Annotated in this window: 15 protein-coding genes; 8 read left to right on the top strand and 7 right to left on the bottom strand. The window is 67.5% G+C overall.

Annotation, left to right across the window (positions count from 1 at the left end; all coding sequences use genetic code 11):
* Positions 1-31 precede the first annotated feature (31 nt).
* The 3 genes from RIA68_07995 to RIA68_07985 all read right to left on the bottom strand — a co-directional run bounded on the left by RIA68_07995 (position 32) and on the right by RIA68_07985 (position 2,569).
* Positions 32-1,213 carry a pyridoxal phosphate-dependent aminotransferase gene (locus tag RIA68_07995; GenBank protein ID MEQ8317380.1) on the bottom strand — a complete coding sequence of 394 codons (1,182 nt, stop codon included), beginning with the start codon at positions 1,211-1,213 and terminating at the stop codon, positions 32-34.
* A 75-nt stretch (positions 1,214-1,288) separates the two neighbouring features.
* Positions 1,289-1,444 carry a small basic protein gene (locus tag RIA68_07990; protein MEQ8317379.1) on the bottom strand — a complete coding sequence of 52 codons (156 nt, stop codon included), beginning with the start codon at positions 1,442-1,444 and terminating at the stop codon, positions 1,289-1,291.
* Between the two features lie 123 nt (positions 1,445-1,567).
* Positions 1,568-2,569, bottom strand: a complete 1,002-nt coding sequence (locus tag RIA68_07985; protein MEQ8317378.1) for a hypothetical protein — start codon at positions 2,567-2,569, stop codon at positions 1,568-1,570.
* A 122-nt stretch (positions 2,570-2,691) separates the two neighbouring features.
* On the opposite strand from RIA68_07985, the gene RIA68_07980 reads away from it, so the two are divergent.
* Both RIA68_07980 and RIA68_07975 read left to right on the top strand, forming a co-directional pair.
* Entirely contained in the window at positions 2,692-3,255 is a 564-nt protein-coding gene (locus RIA68_07980; protein ID MEQ8317377.1) for an NADH-quinone oxidoreductase subunit I, read from the top strand.
* 343 nt (positions 3,256-3,598) lie between these two features.
* Positions 3,599-4,252: a PEP-CTERM sorting domain-containing protein gene (locus RIA68_07975; protein MEQ8317376.1), complete on the top strand. Its 654-nt coding sequence runs from the start codon at positions 3,599-3,601 to the stop codon at positions 4,250-4,252.
* Between the two features lie 138 nt (positions 4,253-4,390).
* Here RIA68_07975 and pyrF read toward each other — a convergent pair whose 3' ends face one another.
* Positions 4,391-5,272 (bottom strand): orotidine-5'-phosphate decarboxylase, encoded by an 882-nt coding sequence (gene pyrF, locus RIA68_07970; protein MEQ8317375.1) that lies wholly within the window; start codon positions 5,270-5,272, stop codon positions 4,391-4,393.
* Between the two features lie 54 nt (positions 5,273-5,326).
* Between pyrF and RIA68_07965 the strand changes: the two genes are divergently transcribed.
* Genes RIA68_07965 through RIA68_07950 form a run of 4 tightly spaced genes read left to right on the top strand, consistent with a single transcriptional unit; the run spans position 5,327 to position 8,641 of the window.
* Complete coding sequence (locus RIA68_07965; protein MEQ8317374.1) at positions 5,327-5,680, top strand: DUF971 domain-containing protein; 354 nt, start codon at positions 5,327-5,329, stop codon at positions 5,678-5,680.
* Positions 5,677-7,830, top strand: a complete 2,154-nt coding sequence (gene recG / locus RIA68_07960) for an ATP-dependent DNA helicase RecG (GenBank protein MEQ8317373.1) — start codon at positions 5,677-5,679, stop codon at positions 7,828-7,830. The genes RIA68_07965 and recG overlap by 4 nt, the downstream gene beginning before the upstream one ends.
* 18 nt (positions 7,831-7,848) lie before the next feature.
* Positions 7,849-8,400 carry a hypothetical protein gene (locus RIA68_07955; protein MEQ8317372.1) on the top strand — a complete coding sequence of 184 codons (552 nt, stop codon included), beginning with the start codon at positions 7,849-7,851 and terminating at the stop codon, positions 8,398-8,400.
* A complete protein-coding gene (locus RIA68_07950; GenBank protein MEQ8317371.1) occupies positions 8,390-8,641 on the top strand; it encodes a hypothetical protein in 252 nt (83 codons plus the stop codon). The genes RIA68_07955 and RIA68_07950 overlap by 11 nt, the downstream gene beginning before the upstream one ends.
* Here the strand turns inward: RIA68_07950 and RIA68_07945 are convergent.
* A complete protein-coding gene (locus tag RIA68_07945; protein MEQ8317370.1) occupies positions 8,630-10,075 on the bottom strand; it encodes a radical SAM protein in 1,446 nt (481 codons plus the stop codon). The two genes, RIA68_07950 and RIA68_07945, sit on opposite strands and share 12 nt — an antisense overlap.
* Positions 10,076-10,342: 267 nt before the next feature.
* On the opposite strand from RIA68_07945, the gene RIA68_07940 reads away from it, so the two are divergent.
* Together RIA68_07940 and RIA68_07935 are read left to right on the top strand one after the other, a co-directional pair.
* Positions 10,343-11,248, top strand: coding sequence for a hypothetical protein (locus tag RIA68_07940; protein MEQ8317369.1), 906 nt, complete (start codon positions 10,343-10,345; stop codon positions 11,246-11,248).
* Between the two features lie 989 nt (positions 11,249-12,237).
* Positions 12,238-12,885, top strand: coding sequence for a GC-type dockerin domain-anchored protein (locus tag RIA68_07935; protein MEQ8317368.1), 648 nt, complete (start codon positions 12,238-12,240; stop codon positions 12,883-12,885).
* Positions 12,886-12,987: 102 nt separating this feature from the next.
* Here the strand turns inward: RIA68_07935 and RIA68_07930 are convergent, their stop codons facing one another.
* Both RIA68_07930 and RIA68_07925 read right to left on the bottom strand, forming a co-directional pair.
* The gene (locus RIA68_07930; GenBank protein MEQ8317367.1) at positions 12,988-13,947 is read right to left on the bottom strand and encodes a tyrosine recombinase; all 960 of its coding nucleotides are present in this window, start codon (positions 13,945-13,947) and stop codon (positions 12,988-12,990) included.
* A 99-nt stretch (positions 13,948-14,046) separates the two neighbouring features.
* Entirely contained in the window at positions 14,047-15,570 is a 1,524-nt protein-coding gene (locus RIA68_07925; protein MEQ8317366.1) for a flagellin, read from the bottom strand.
* Between the last annotated feature and the right edge of the window lie 172 nt (positions 15,571-15,742).

Here is a 15,742-nt window from a genome sequence, read left to right as displayed (position 1 = left end):
CGTGACGCCAAGTGTACTCGGGACGCCTCTCTCAGATGCCCGAATACAGCTTCTCCAGCACCTCGATGCCGCGATCGATCGTCTCGGGAGACGACGCGAAGCTCAAGCGGAAGTGCGTGTCGCGGTCGCTGAAGATGCCGCCGGGGATCACCAACAGCTTTTTGGCGATCGCTTCTTCGACGAACTGCGTTCCGGTCTTCCCTTCGGGCACGCGGGGAAACAGATAGAACGCCCCGCCCGGCACGGCGACCTCGGTCCACTTGCTCAAGGCCTCGACCAGCGAGTCACGACGCTGCTTGTACTCGCGCACCGTCTCGGTCATGTCCACGTCCATCGCCGCGATGCACCCGTGCTGGGCCATCGACGGGGCGCACACGTACGTGTACTGCTGGAACTTGGCGATGTGGCCCATCAGCTCGGCCGGCCCCGCCGCATAGCCCATCCGCCAGCCCGTGACGCCATACGTCTTGCCAAAGCCGCGGATGACCAGCACGTCGTCCTGGGCGCCCAGGAACCGCGCCGGGGATGGGCAGCGGGGGCTGCGAGGCTCGCCCACCATCGCGTCGTCCTCGAAGTCGTCGAACGTGAACTCGTCGTAGATCTCGTCGCTGATCAGCAGCACGCCCTTGCTGCGGCAGAGCTCGAGCAACTCGCGGCACTCGTCGACCGTGCCCACAACGCCAGCGGGGTTCGATGGTGCGTTGTACAGCACCAGCTTTGTGCGCTCGTTGATCAGCGGCTCGACCCGCTCGGCCGTCATGCGGAAGTCGGGGTACGTATCGCACCGCACGGCCGTGCCGCCGCACATGGTCGCCACGTGCGGATACATCACGAAGTAGGGGTCGGGGATGATCGCCTCGTCCCCCGGCCCGACGAGTGCCATGAATGCCAGGAAGAGCGCGCCGCTGGTTCCGCTGGTCACCAGCACCTCCGGGTCGCCCGGCCCGCCGAAGGTCCAGCCCAGGTCTCGCGCGAGCCAGTCCACGAGCTTCTCGCGGAGCGGGGCGATGCCCTGGGTCTGCGTGTACCCATTGAAGTCATGCTCGATCGCGTCTATCGCGGCGCGCTTGATCGGCTCGGGCACCGGAAAGTCCGGCTGCCCGATGCTCAGGTTGATCGGGTTCTCGATCTGGGCGCCGAGCTGGAAGATGCGGCGAATGCCCGAGGCATCGACGGCCCGGGCGCGGTCGGTCACGAGGCGGCGTACGTCCATGCCCCCATCGTTCCCACCCGTGCGCCGAAAAGCGCACGCCCCGGCGGAGAATCGAGGGAACGGCCGCGCAGGCCCCTAGAAGACGCGGACCTTCGGAAGGCCCAGGGCCTTCTTCTCGTCCTTGACCATCTTTTTCTCTTCGAGCAGCTTGGCAACGCGCTCGGCCCGGGTCAGGACCGACCGCTTCTGGACCAACGCGCCACCCGTGCGAAGCGAACTGTGGAGGCTCATGCCGATTCTCCTGCGAAACAGCCCGAGCCAACTCGCCGGCCCGGGCTGAGATGATAGACGGAAAACCACCGAGCCGCCACTGGAGGGCACGGGAGCACCAGGCAAGACGACTCACAGGACGACTCAGCCGTCGAATCGGATCCAGAAATACTGCCCAGTCGCGTCGTAGGGGCCGCCCTGGTCGCGTGGTGCCCGCTGCAGCAGTCCCACGACCCTGCGAACGAGTGCTTCACGCTCGGATGCCGTGGCCCTGAACTGGCCGCTCGGCACGGCCATGGCCGTGTAGAGCCCGTAGCCGTCCTGTCCCGGTTCTGGCAAGGCCATCGCCGGGATCCCGTTGCTCACCAGGTAGTTCGCCAGGCTCTCGCTCCGCTCGCGGGCCATGCCGCCAGCCAGCTTGAGGTAGTTGTGGTTGAGCTTGCGGACATCGACCGAGACGTCGATCGGCGCCGGCTCGGGGTCGGGCGTTGCCGCCGGCGGCTCGCTTCGCTCGGGTGGCGGCTGCGTTTGGGTCTCGCCCCGTCGCGGCGTCTCGATCTGCGACAGTGCCGAGGGGTCGATCGGTCCGGCTGTCCCGCCTTCGACGTCCTCATCAAGCGGATCGCTGATCGGGCCAGGCTGCCCCGCACGGTCGAGATAGGCCCCGAGTTCCGCCTTCTGATTGCGCTCGCCCAGGTTGTATCCGAGCGCCCACACACCCACGACTGCCAGCAGCACCGCGACCACGGCGCCGTAGATCCACAGCATGCGCACCCGGACCGAGCTATGCGGATGCATGCCCGACCAGTCGGCCGCTCCCGCGGGCCGCTCGGGCTTGGGTTCGGGCTTGGTCCGCTGAGGCGTCGGCTCAGGCTCGGGCCGTGCTGCTGCTCGCCGCTGCTCGCGTTCGGGCTTCGCCGGTGCGGCGATTTCCTCGAGCGAAGCGGCCCTGGCCGGCTTGCCGGGCTTGCTCTCGACGGCGCCAGATGCATGCCCGTTGGTGGGTTGCGGCGGCTCGGGCTCGGCCACCGGCTTGGTCGGAGTGCCGCGAAGCACCCCCGGCTGCCCGTTGCCCCCGGCGCGGCCTTGGCGTGATGCCTCGTTCTGCTGGAGCAACTCGAAGAGTGGGGGGCGGCGGCTTGCCATACCAACAGTCTATCTCGGCCCGAGGCCGCGTCGTTCATCGGGTTTCCGGCCGATTTCTCCCGCGACGGCGATTCCCTCCACGCCGCCATCGGCCGAACGGTCCTTGCCCTATCATCGGCCCCATGACCGTGCCAGAACAGGACATCCTGCGGATTGCGCCCACCCCGACCAGCGCCACCGAACGGCTCTATGTCCGAGAGGTCGTCGTCGGATTCGGCACCACCATGCGGCACTTCTTCACCAGCTTCGGCCAGGGCAAGGTCTTTCCGGGCAAGAACACCAACCGGGCCCTGCAATATCCCGAGGAGCGGCGAGAGCACCTCCCGGTCGAAGAGGGCGGCATCAACGCCAGCAACTTCCGGGGCGTTCACCGCCTGAACCGGGACGAGGACGGACGCGTCAAGTGCGTCGCCTGCATGATGTGCCCGACCATCTGCCCGGCCAACTGCATCCACATCGTGGCCGAAGAGAGCCCGTGGGACGACCGCGAGAAGTACCCCAAGAAGTTCGAGATCGACGAGCTTCGGTGCATCTTCTGCGGCATGTGCGAAGAGGCCTGTCCGGTCGACGCCATCGAGCTGACGACCGAGTACGACATCACCGGGCAGAGCCGCCAGGAGCTGATCTTCGATAAGGAGAAGCTCCTGCACGTCTACGACGTCACGATCGACAAGAAGCCGATGTGAAGCCGGCGGCTTCCCAATGCAAACACAATCCGATCGTTTCATGTTGACGAAACGCAACGCGGACGTCGTTTTCGTTATCAGACGTCTAGGTTCGACGTCGAAAGCCCGATAACACTCGCAGCTCCTGACTCCGGACCGGATTTGGCAAGCTGGGTAACCGGAAGAGCGAGCGTCCAGATAATTCAGACACGAAGAAGAGAAAACGCTCTGGATTCCTAGCGGAGGGTCGGTTAGGCTGTAAGCTAAGAGGAGATTGTCCCGATCCCACCGGGAGACTGGGCGGCCTATTGGTCGATCGTCGGGACGCATCGAACGGGCACGAAGCCCATGAGGAGATGCAGAGATGGGTCACACCAAGCTTCTTGCGATCGCAGGCGTTGCTGCTACGGCAGCCGTTGCAAACGCCCAAGCCATCCTGACGTTCGGGTTCACCGACGTCGACGGCTCCTTCACGGCGAGCGATAGCTCGTTCGTGGGTGCCTCGACCGCGGCGACCTCGGGCGACGTGACGCGCCTGGCCAGCCCGGGCGGCACGGCCGTGTTCGAGCCCGGCTTCGTCGGCACCGGCGCGTCTGATTTCAGCTTCGATATCGACGTCATGATCACCGGCGCCGGCACTGCTGACGGCAACGGCACGTTCAGCATCGTCGATGTCCACGGCGAGACGCTCTCGGGCAGCATCGATGGCGAGTTCATCCAGCTCGGATCGGGCGGCATCATCGCCTTCAACGGCCTGCTGTCCGGCGTCGATTTCAGCGACGTCAGCGGCGACGGCACGTTCGACGGCCCGACCGCTGGTTCGTTCTCGACGGACCTGCCCGGCACGGCACCCTACGACGGTGCCCTCGTCCAGCTGTTCATCTCGGGTTCGGGCGGCTTCTTCGACGCCGACTTCACGGGCGTGTCGACCCAGGTGAGCGGTGAGGTCATCCCCGCTCCCGCGACGCTGGCCCTGCTCGGCCTCGGTGGCTTGGCCGCCGCTCGCCGCCGCCGGTAAGGCGAGCACCAGCCTCGGTCGCCTCCCTCGATCGAGTAATAGACCCATCGCCGACAATCCCGCTGGGATTGTCGGTTTTCGTGCGCCGATGGCGCAGTTCGTAGTGGATCTTGCTCACATGATTCGGTGCGTCATGCCCTACTCAGTCGGCGCGACCGCGGGCGGCAGCAAAGCCGATCGGAGCTGAGTGTTGAGATCAGCGGCGGCCGCCGACACGCCCCGGGTCCAGTCGGCACCCTGCCCCGCGTAGATCACCGATCGGCTGGCGGTGGCCAGCAAGCCACGCGACGGATCGTCGCCAGCGTGGCGTGGGTGGATGGCAAAGGCGCAGAGATCCTGCACGCTCGCGCCCTGGGCACCAAGTCCCGGCAGCAGGAACAACTGCTCTGGCATGACCGCCCGCAGGACGCCGGATTGATCGTGCTGGGTCGCACCGACGACCGCATGCACGCCCGACCGGCTCCGGCCCAACTCGGCCACGAGTCGTCCCACGTGCATCGCCAGCGTGCCCCCCGACCGCAGCGGCACGTCTTGGACGTCTGCCGAGCCGGGATTGCTCGTACGCACGAGCACGAACACCGCCAGCCCCGCGTCCAGGTACGGCTCAACGGTCTCCATGCCAAGATACGCACTCACCGTGATAGCCTGCGTGCCAAGGCTTGCGGCTGCAGCGGCGTAGTGGCGTGCCGACACGCCGATGTCCCCCCGCTTGGCGTCGAGGATCACTGCGAGCCCGGCGTCGCGTGCGTGCCGGATGCCCGCCTCGAGGGCGACGAGCCCCGCAACGCCAAGCCGCTCGTAGCACGCCGACTGGAACTTGACCGCGCTCGCCGACGGCGCGACGGCGTCGATGACGCCACGCGCGAACGCCTCGAACGCCGGCCCGGGCTCCGAGCCGCTCAGTGGTTCGGGCAGCTTCTCGACCAGCGGATCGATGCCGACGCACAGCGGGGCCCCGCACCGCTTGTTGGCGTCGTGCAGGGTGCGGTCGAACTCGGTGCCGGCGCTATCGTGGTGCATGTCTAGGACGATAGAACCCCCGCGAGCGCGGCACGCTTGCTCGGGACGCAAGGCATGAACCAGGAGCCGGCCCCGGCCAGCCTCGACCTCGACCGCGTGAAGGGCCTGACCGTGCGCTGGCAGGACGGCAGCGAGTCGTTCTATCCGCTCGCATACCTCCGCCGCATGTCTCCGTCGGCCGACATGCGGCAGCTTCGCGAGGAGATGCAGACCAACCCGCTGGTAGTCGTGCCCGATAGCGGCTCGGGCTCGGAGCTCCGGGCCGTCGATGCGCAGCTCGTGGGCCGCTACGCCATTCGCGTGACCTTCTCCGATGGCCACCGGACCGGCATCTTCAGCTGGGACTACCTCCGCTCGATCGATCCCAATGCCGATCGCGCCGGCGCGGACGAAGACCCATCGGCATGACCGAGCAAACCCTGAGCCTGACCAGCCCGCTCATCGAGCTCCACGGCGTCGGACCGCGCCGCGCCAAGCAATTCGCGGCACTGGGCCTGACCAACGTCGGCAAGCTCGTTGCCCATCTGCCGATGCGGCACGAGTGGCACGAGCCCACGCGCCCGATCGCCGAACTGGTCGAGGGCGAGCAGGGCTCGGCGGTGGGGGAGATCACCTCGACGCGGATGGCCGGCCGCTTCCCCAAGCAGCGGCTGCAGGCCAAGCTGACCGACGACTCGGGCTCGATCGACCTCGTCTGGTTCAACGGCGGGTACCTGCGCTCGCAGGTCCAGCCCGGCGTGCGGCTCCGCGTGCAGGGCAAGGTCGCGACGTACAACCACCACCCGCAGATGGCCAACCCCACTTTCGACGTATTGCCCGAGGCCGACGAGGCCGACGTACCAAACGCCGGCCTCGACCGGCGCCTCGTTCCCGTGTATCCCGCGGGCGAGGGTCTCAAAAGCCGGGCCATCGCCGACGCCATCGCCGCCGCCCTGCCCGCAGCGCTCCCGTTCATCGAAGACCACTTGGATGAGGCCTTCCGCGACCACCACGCTTTGCCCGAGCTGCGCGAGGCGTACCGGATGCAGCATGCACCCGCCAACAAGGACGAGGTTGCCGTCTCGCGCCGCCGCCTGGCATACGACGAGCTGCTCATGCTCCAGCTCGGCGTGCAGCTCCGCCGCGCCGAGCTGAGGCAAGAGGGCCGTGCCATCGCGCTGCGGGCAGACGACGCGCTGCACGAGCGCATCGTGTCGCGGCTGCCCTACACGCCGACGCCCGGCCAGCTCGCCGCGATGCACGAGCTGGCCGGCGACCTCGCCCAGACGACGCCCGCCAACCGACTGATCCAGGGCGACGTGGGCTCGGGCAAGACGATGGTCGCCGCCTATGGGATGCTCATGGCCGTCGCCACCGGGCACCAGGCCGCGCTCATGGCCCCCACGGAGATCCTCGCCGAGCAGCACGAGCGTTCGCTTCGGGCGATGTTGGAGAGAGCAGACGTGCGCGTGGCGATGCTGACCGGCGCCCTCGCGCCCGCCGATCGCCAGCGCGTGCTGGCAGACCTCGCGATGGGCCACGTCGACATCGTCGTCGGCACGCACGCCCTGCTCACCGACACGGTCAAGTTCAAGAGCCTCGCCCTGGCCATCATCGACGAGCAGCACCGCTTCGGCGTGCACCAGCGTGCGGCCCTGCGCGAGAAGGCCGGCGAGACGATCCCCCACACGCTCGTCATGACCGCGACGCCCATCCCGCGCACCATCGCCATCAGCGTGCTGGGCGACCTCGACGTGACGACCATCGGCGACATGCCGCCGGGCCGCCAGCCCGTGCACACCGAGCACATCCCGACACCCTCTCGCGACTGGGCGTACCAGCGGCTGCGCGAGCACGTCCGCGGCGGGGGTCTCGCGTTCGTCGTCGCACCCGCGATCGGCGACAGCTCGCAGCAGCTCGAGCTGGTCGAGCCATCCGAGCCAACGGCGAGCAAGGAGCCTTTCGTCGGCGTCATCGATCTCATCAAGGAGCTCCAGTCAGGCCCGCTCGAGGGCGTACGCTGCGGGCTCCTGCACGGCAAGATGCCGACCGCTGCGCGTGAGGCAGCGATGGAACGCTTCCGCAGCGGCGAGGCGCCCGTGCTCGTCGCGACCACCATCGTCGAGGTCGGCGTCGACGTGCCGGGCGCGACGTGCATGGTCGTCGAGCAGGCCGACCGCTTCGGGCTCGCCCAGCTCCACCAGCTCCGCGGGCGCGTCGGTCGCGGCGGCATGCCCGATGGGCTTCGCGCCGAGTGCCTGCTCGTGGCAGACCCGACCACCGACGTCGGTGCGCGGCGGATGGAGGCGATCACCAGCACCAACGACGGCTTCAAGCTCGCCGAGGCAGACTTCGCGCTTCGCGGGCCGGGCGAGATGTTTGGCTCGCGCCAATCAGGTGCCTTGCCCCTGCGCGTGGCGGATCTGGTGCGAGACGCTGAACTGCTTGAACTCGCACGCCGCGACGCGCAAGCCTGGGTCGAGCGATCCCCCAAACTGGGGAACGCCGAGGACGCCGTGCTTAGGCGTCGCGTGTTGCGAACGGTGGGCGAGTGGCTCGGGCTTGCCGACGTCGGATGAGCGGGACACAATACCTGCGTGAGCCGAGATGGGATCGCAGCGAACGACGGCGTGCATGCGGGCGAGCGGTTGCACGACCGGTTGCAGATCGCCGTCGGCGATCGGACGTTCCGCCGCGTTGGTCAGATAACCAACACCCACCCCGAGACCGTGCGCCGATACCTCGGCGGGCATGCACCGAGCGTCGACTTCGTCTCGCGGCTCTCCGAGTCGCTCGGGCTCAACATCAACTGGGTGCTCACCGGCCGCGGCCCCATGCGGCAGGCGCAGGTGAAGCCGCACGTGCTGCGGGAGGCCAACGCCACCGATCTGCTCACCCACGTGGCACTCGCCATCGAGCGGCTCGAGTCGCGGATGGATCGGCTGGAACGCTACACTCAGGTGCTCGAAACGATGATCCGCCAGGGCGAAAACGCAGCCGCGAAGCCTGCGACGAGCGTCGAGGCCAAGCCGCCAGAGGGTGACCATGTCAGCCCAGCCTCAGCCGAAGGACGATCCGACGCCGCCCGATCACGGGCCGATTCCGTCGCCGACGCTCTCGCCCAGCGACCACGTCCAGATGCTCGTTGAGTTGCTCCGTCCGGCCGGCGCCGAGCTTGGCCGTCGCTGGCTTGCCTGCCTCATGCTCGCGCCCGAGTCCGAGCGCGAGGCCATCGTCGACTCGATCGAGCGACGGATGGCCGAGCTCTACCTGAGGCCGGGCGGCGACCGCTCGGTCAGCGTCGCACACCCGCCCGAGCAGCGCGAGGGCTTCGTCGAGCAGAAGTTCACGACCTACGGCGTCAAAGAATCAGACGACTCAGTCTCGTGAGCCGGCGCTGACGGTCAGGGTCGCCGCCGACGATTCGGCAGGTGCCTGCGTGTGCAGCTTGCGGGCGCGGTGCTCGCTCCAGTCGGTCACCTGCAGGTCGGGGCTCTCGGGTCCGTCGTGCGTGCGGATAACGTCGTAGGTGTTGTCGCGCTGCGAGGGCACGTAGCCCGCGTCGCGAATGAGCCGGCACAGCACGGGCTCGTTGAGGCAATACGTCGTGCCCGCCGACGACACCACGTTCTCCTCCATCATCACGCTGCCCATGTCGTTGGCGCCGAACTTCAGTCCGACTTGGCCAACGTGCGGGCCCATCGTGACCCAGCTGCTGCCGATCGAGTAGATGTTGTCGAGCATCAGGCGACTGAGGGCCTGCGTGCGCAGGTATTGCGTCGCGCCCGCGAGCCTGAGGCGGCGACCAAACTCGGGGTGCTCGTCCTTCGTCCCGCTGCCGTCGAGCTTCGCGACGACGTCGCCCGGGAAGTCGCCGGCGTCGCCCTCGCCCTCGCCCCACTCGCGCAGCCGGCCCAGCGGCGTATTCTCGCGCTGGAAGGGCCAGCTAATGAACGCCTTGTAGTGCCCGAAGCTGGGCGTGGCGATTGGCTCGCCCGGCCCGGCGTCCATGGGGTCTCGTGCGCCGCCCTCGAGCAGCGCCCGGTCCTGCCAGTCTCGCACGAGCCGCATGTGGTGCACGCGGTCGCCCAGGCCCTCGATGTGCCCGAACATCATCGTCGCACTGGTGAACATGCCCAGCGTGTGCGCGACGTACATGCAGGTCAGCCACGCCTCGGCGTTGCACTTGCCCAGGCCGATCTTTCGGCGAACGGCCGGCGCGAAGATCTCGCCGCCGCCGCCGGGCAGGCTGTCCAGCCCAGCTTCACGCAGCCGCACCATGACCCAGCGGATCTTGTCCTCGAGCGTCGCGCCGGGCGGATCGAAGAAGTGCACAAACTCGATGAACTCCGGCGGGCTGAACGCGTGGATGTGGATGTGCGGGAAGCGCTCCTTGATCCCGCTCAGAAGTCCAAGGTACCAGTCCAGCGGCAGCGCCGGGTTCATGCCGCCCTGCATGAGGATCTGCGTGCCGCCGATATCGCTGAGCTCGGCGATCTTCTCGTAGATGTCCTCGTACTCGAGCGTGTACGAGTCGTGGTCCTCGGCGTCTCTCCGGAACGCGCAGAAGATGCACTTCGCGCTGCACACGTTCGTGTAGTTGATGTTGCGGTCGATGACGTAGGTCCGGTAGGTGTCGCCGTGTACCTGCCGGCAACGCGCGTCGGCCCAGCGCCCAAGCTCGGCGAGCGGCATGGTTTGCAGGATCTCCAGTCCCTGCTCGGGTGTCAGCCGGGCCTGTCCCCGGACGACGGCACCCAGCAGCCCGGGGTCCTTCGCCGGGAATTCGGGGTGCTGCGGCGGGGCTGCGTAGATCGAGGGCATCGAGGTCTCCCAAGGAGTCCAGGTCCGTGCTTCGGGACATTGTTGACGCCCCAGGACCATCGGTACAGCATACTTTCAGAAATAATTGAAACCTGCTCGACGCGTCCGATCTTCCCGGAATCTGGGCCGGCCCTCCCGCTCGCGCGGGCAGTATCGACTGGGCAAGCGCCCGATCCGGCAGTGGTCGGCCGCGTCGCTTGGAATCACCCGGATCCGATTCGATACGTCTCCTTGAGGTGCCGCGCACCTCGTAGGAGGATCGTGCCGATGCCCTATTCCGCCCGCCCCCACGTCTCGGGGGCCCTGGTCCAGCTCCGCACCACCGTGACCTGGTCGGCCATGGCCGTCATCCTGGCGGCGGTGCTGCAGATGCTGTCCTTCGGCTTCGTGCACTTCACCGACGTCCGCTGGACGGTGCTTGAGACGCCGCCGGCCGCCCAGCAGCTCACCGTCGTCACGCCCGAGGCCGGCTCGGGCGAGGCCCGCGGTTCTCGGACGGGCCGGGCCGCGACGCGCGGTGCTCGAACCGTGTCGACCGAACCCGAGAAGGTCCTCAGCCGCTGGGACGGCACGCTGCGCACGTTCACCGACGCTTCGGCGTCGATCGGCCTGATCTCCGTCGCAACGCTGTGGGTGGCCGTGGGGCTCGGCTCCGTGGTCGCCGGCGGCGGGAGCGTGCCGGGCGTCGAACAGGCCGTGCGGGCGAGCACGTGGGCAACGGTGCTCGGCCTTGCCTCGTTGCCGCTGGTGATCAATCTCCCGGGCCTGCCGCTCAACGGGACGTTCGTGAGTTATCAGACACTGCTGTCGTCCAGCCAGGGCCCGCAACAGCTCGACTCGGTCGCGTTGCTGGCCTCGCACGTGGCGTTGCCGCTGGTGGCCGCCGTGCTGGCCGGCTACGTGCTGTGGTGCTTCCGCGAGGGCGTCGAGGCCGGCGTCATCGTGCGGTCGGTCAGCGAACTCGACCGCAAGCTCGACAAGGAGTTGGAGACCATCCGCTCCTCGGGCGTTGGCAGCAACCACGGCCAGCGGACCGTGGGGGTCGTCGATCGACCAATGGGCGATCACGGTCCCTCCGAGGCCGAGCGCCCCAAGTCCCGATCGTGGGTCTCCGACCGCGACCGAAGCATGGGCGACAACAGCCCGGGCAACCCGCTCCGCCGCCCGATGTGAGCCGGGCCCACGGGCCCGTTGCCGCGGCGTAGGTCCGGCTGAAGTTGAGCATGTCGGTGGTTCCAGAAGGGAACGCGAACACCCGTTCCTGTTGACGGCCATGTGCACCCGTCGGACGCATGACCGGGTCGTCTCCGGTGCGAACCGGAAAGATCCTGGGCTCGGCGACTCGCATGAACCAGGTCGACGATCTTGGTCGCCTGAGGCCAGTCCCTCTTGCGTCGCGGGCTTGGATCGGTCAGAATGTGGTCATGATCCGTCTGACCCTCATCCTCATGGCCTTCATCGTCGCCAGTAACACGCTCGGAGACGAGCCTTGCGGGCCGCAAAGACTCGTCGCGCCTCCGGGGGTCGAGGCAAACGGATTTGGAGAATCGACTGCGACGAACGGGCGATTCTGGTTCGTAGGAGACACGCAGGCCAGGGTTGGCTGCTGCACCACAGGTACAGTCCACGTGTACGAGGATGTCGGCGGCGAACTCGTGTACACGCAAACACTGGTGCCGCATGATGCGGCCGGATTGGACATGTTCGGTACGTGGATCTCGGCGGATGGCAACCGGGTGCTGATTGGTTCATACCGCTTCCGGTGGACGATGACTCCGGGTCGCGGAGGCGGCTTCGTCTACGAATTCGATGGCGAATCCTGGGTAGAATCGGGGAGGCTTGCGCCACCTTCAGATTTTGAGGGCGACGGTGGTGGAGCCTTCGTTTCGCTCAGTGAAGATACGGCCGCCCTGTCTGTTTCAGACTACTTTCCTCGTCAAGTTTGGATCTACGGGCCGACTCCGGAAGGTTGGACGCTCGAGCAGAAGGTCGAGTCTCCAGACCCAATGACGCCCGACGAGGGATTCGGATACACATCGGTGCTGCATGATGAGTGGCTGTTCGCCCCGGCGTACCGGGACGCCACGCATGTACGAGATGGCGGCTCGGTGTATGTGTTTCGTCGCGACAGCGAAGGCGCTTTTGGGTTCTCGCAAAAGATCATGCCGCCCGAACCGTATGAAGACAATCGCGAGTTTGGATTCTGGCTCGCTCTAAACGGCCACACCCTCGCCATCGCGGCCCGCCGCGTCAATCGCGACGTCGAGTTCCAGGGCGCCATCTTCATCTACGAGCTCGAAGGCAACCAGTGGGAGCTCCGGCAGGAACTGACCCAGAGCGAGCCCCAGCAAGGCGACGAGCTGGGCCACCGCATGGCGCTCACCGGCGACCTGCTGCTCGCGCGCACCAACCGCAACGGCAGCGACCCCGGCCACGACGGCACCGTGCTGCGATTCGAGCGCGACGCCGCGGGCGAGTGGCACGAGGTCGGCGAGCTCGTACCCAATCCCCCCAGCTACGCCGGCTTCTACGGCATCTCGATCGCCACCGACGGCCGCCACGCCATCGTCGGCGCGCCCGAAGACCACGCCGGCGGCTCGTCTTGGCCCGGCGCCGGATACTTCTTCGACCTAGCCTGCAACGCGTGCCCCGCCGACCTCGACAGCGATGGCACCCTCACCATCTTCGACTTTCTCGCCTTCGCCAACCGCTTCCAGGACGGCGACGCACAAGCCGACTTCGACGGCGACGGCGAGCTGACGATCTTCGACTTCCTGGCGTTCCAGACGGCGTTCGATGCGGGGTGCTGAGCAAAAAGGAAGCGACGGAGCGACGAAGGGGTGATGGGAAGCCGGCCTGCCCTCCGACGCCATCGCCCGTTGCCAACCACCCGGCCCTGAAAGTCCGCGTCGTCAGCCCAGTGGCAGGTGCTTGGCGACGACGTCTTGCAGCCGGTCGCCGTCGAGGTGCGTGTAGATCTCGGTGGTGGCAATGCTGGCGTGGCCCAGCATCTCTTGCACGACGCGCAGGTCGGCGCCGCCGGTCATCAGGTGGGTCGCGAAGCTGTGCCGAAGCATGTGGGGGTGGATGCCGGCCAGGCCGACCCGCTTGGCCCAGCGGTTGACGATGACCCACACCGCGGTGCGTTCCAGCGGGCGCCCGTTGCGCGAGACGAACAGCCGGCCCATGTGCGGGGCACCGCGCTCGACGAGCCGCGGCCGGCATTCCTGGCGATACCGTGCGATCCAGTGGACCGCGGGCATGCCCATTGGCACCACGCGCTCCTTGTCGCCCTTGCCGCGGACGCGCAGGATGGCCACGTCGCGGACCGGGTCGTCGTCGGCCAGGTCGCACAGCTCGGTGGCGCGCACGCCGCAGGCGTACATGAGCTCGAGCATCGCGCGATCGCGCAGCCACAGCGGTGGCCCCTTGCCGTGCTCTGGCGGATGCGGTGCTTCGACCAGCGTGCTCACTTGGCTGGGCGAGAGCGTCTTGGGCAGCCTGCGCCAACGCGCGGGCCGCAGCAGCGGGTCGGTGGGATCCTCGGCGACGACGCCCCGTGCGTGCAACCAGCGGCACCAGGCGCGCACGCTGGCGAGATGGCGGGCCAGGCTCGGAGCCTTGAGCCCGCGCTGGCTCGAGAGCCGGCCGAGGTGGTCAGCCAGCGCTCGCGGATGGACGTCCCTCGGATCATTGACGCCGTGCTCGACGAGATCGGTCGCCAGGTCTCGCAGGTCGCGGGCGTACGCGAGCCTGGTGTTCTGGCTCAGCCCGCACTCGATGCGCAGGAAGGCCAGGAAGCCGCGTAGCGCGTCCTGGTAGGCGGCGGGCAGCTCGGCCATCCCTGGAATCTCGAGCGGGTTCTGTGCCACGCTGACCCCTATCGGCATCCGTGGGCGCATGGCAAAAGGCCCGCCCCGAGATCGGGACGGGCCTTGGAAGGTTATCTCAGAAGGTCTTCGCTACGCGGTTTAGCCGAGAAGCTGGAGGACCGACTGGGGCTGGCTGTTGGCCAGGGAGAGGATGTTGGTGGTCGAGGAGACCAGGATCTGGCTGCGAGTCAGCTGGGCCGTCTCGGTCGCGAAGTCGGTATCACGGATCACCGACTCGGCCGCACGGGTGTTCTCCAGCGAGATCGACAGGCTGCGGATGGTGGCGCCAACGGTGTTCTGCTGGAACGCACCGAGGCGGCCACGCAGGGTCGAGACCTGCTCGATGGCCGTCTCAACGACCTCCTGAGCGCCCGAGAGATCGGCACCCTCAGAGATGTTGAGCGACTTGCCCGAGGCCAGATCGCCCAGGAAGCCGTCGGTCGAGTTGCCCAGGTTCCGAACGGCAACGTTGCCGATGCCCAGGCTCACCTTGCCGGCCACGTCGACCTGTCCGGCGAGCTGGAAGTCGGCGCCACCGCCGGTGATCTGCAGGGTCGGCGCGCCGGAGCTGGCCTCGACGGCGCCCAGCGTCTGGCTGGACGTGGTATCGAGGGTGAGCTCGATGTCGAGGAAGTCGGTGTTGATGCGCAGGTTCTTGCCGTCGGCCACGGCGCGGATGCCGTTGATGGTGCCGGCGATGTCCTGGCCCAGATCGCGGACCTCGTTGGTCGCGTTGGCGAAGGTACTGCGGATGGTCGTGTCGGCGGTGCCGAAGTCTTCGTCCTCGAGGTCGTAGATGCCCACGCCGGTACCCTGGACGCTGGCATCGTCGATGACCTTGACCGAAACGAACTCGTTGTCGCCGAACTCATCGCTGCTCAGCAGGATGCCTGTGCCCGACACGGTGGCCGTGATGCCGGTGACCTCGCTGAAGTTGTTGATGGCCGCGGCGATGTCGGCGTTGGCCACGCCCGAGCTGAAGCTGAACTCGCGGCTGCCGAGGCGGCCGCCGATCTCGATGCGGAAGTCGTCGCCGCTGCCGTTGAGGTCGAGGCTGCCCGTGGTGGACAGGAAGAAGCCGGCCTGCTGGGCCGACTGGGTGACCAGGGCATCGACGTCGAGCGTGGCGCTCTCGAACTTGGCACCGTTGATCTTGAAGTCGGTGACCTCGCTGGCAACGTCCTGGGCGCGATAATCGAAGCTGCCGTTGAGCAGCTTGGTGCCCTGGAAGCTGGTAGCCGAGGCGATGCGATCGATGGTCTGCAGGATCGAATCGACCTGCTGCTGGTTGGCCAGCTTCTCCTGCTCGCCCAGGCCGGCCTGGTTGGCCGTCGTGGTCAGCAGGCCCTGGAGCTCGTTCAGCAGGTTGGAGACCTCCTGGAGACCGCCCTCGGCGATGTTGATCACCTGATCGGCGCGCTCGGCGTTGCCGATGGCGGCGGTCAGCGCGGTGGCCTCGGCACGAAGGTTCTCCGAGGCGATCAGGCCCGCCGGGTCGTCCTTGCCCCGGTTGATGCGGGTACCCGTGGACAGCCGCTCCAGCGACTGGTTCAGGTTCTTGTTGTTCATGCCAAGCACACGCTGGGCGAGAAGCGACTGCACGTTCGTGTTGATCCGACTCATTGCGACGATCCTCCGTGGACCTGTGCCCCGCATACTCGCGGCACCGGGCGTCACCGCGGGGCGGCTGCCCCGCACTTGCGCACGTCGCTGCCTGGCGTCCGTACCAGGTGCTGTCCCGTGCGTTGGAGGTTGGATCGACGGAAGCCAGACGCCAATTCAGTCCGTCTGGCCC

It is taken from the genome of Phycisphaerales bacterium (genome assembly GCA_040217175.1).
In the GTDB taxonomy this organism is placed as follows: domain Bacteria; phylum Planctomycetota; class Phycisphaerae; order Phycisphaerales; family UBA1924; genus JAHCJI01.
The sequence above is the reverse complement of the archived record's forward strand: the minus strand, read 5'-3'. Positions and strand labels throughout refer to the sequence as shown.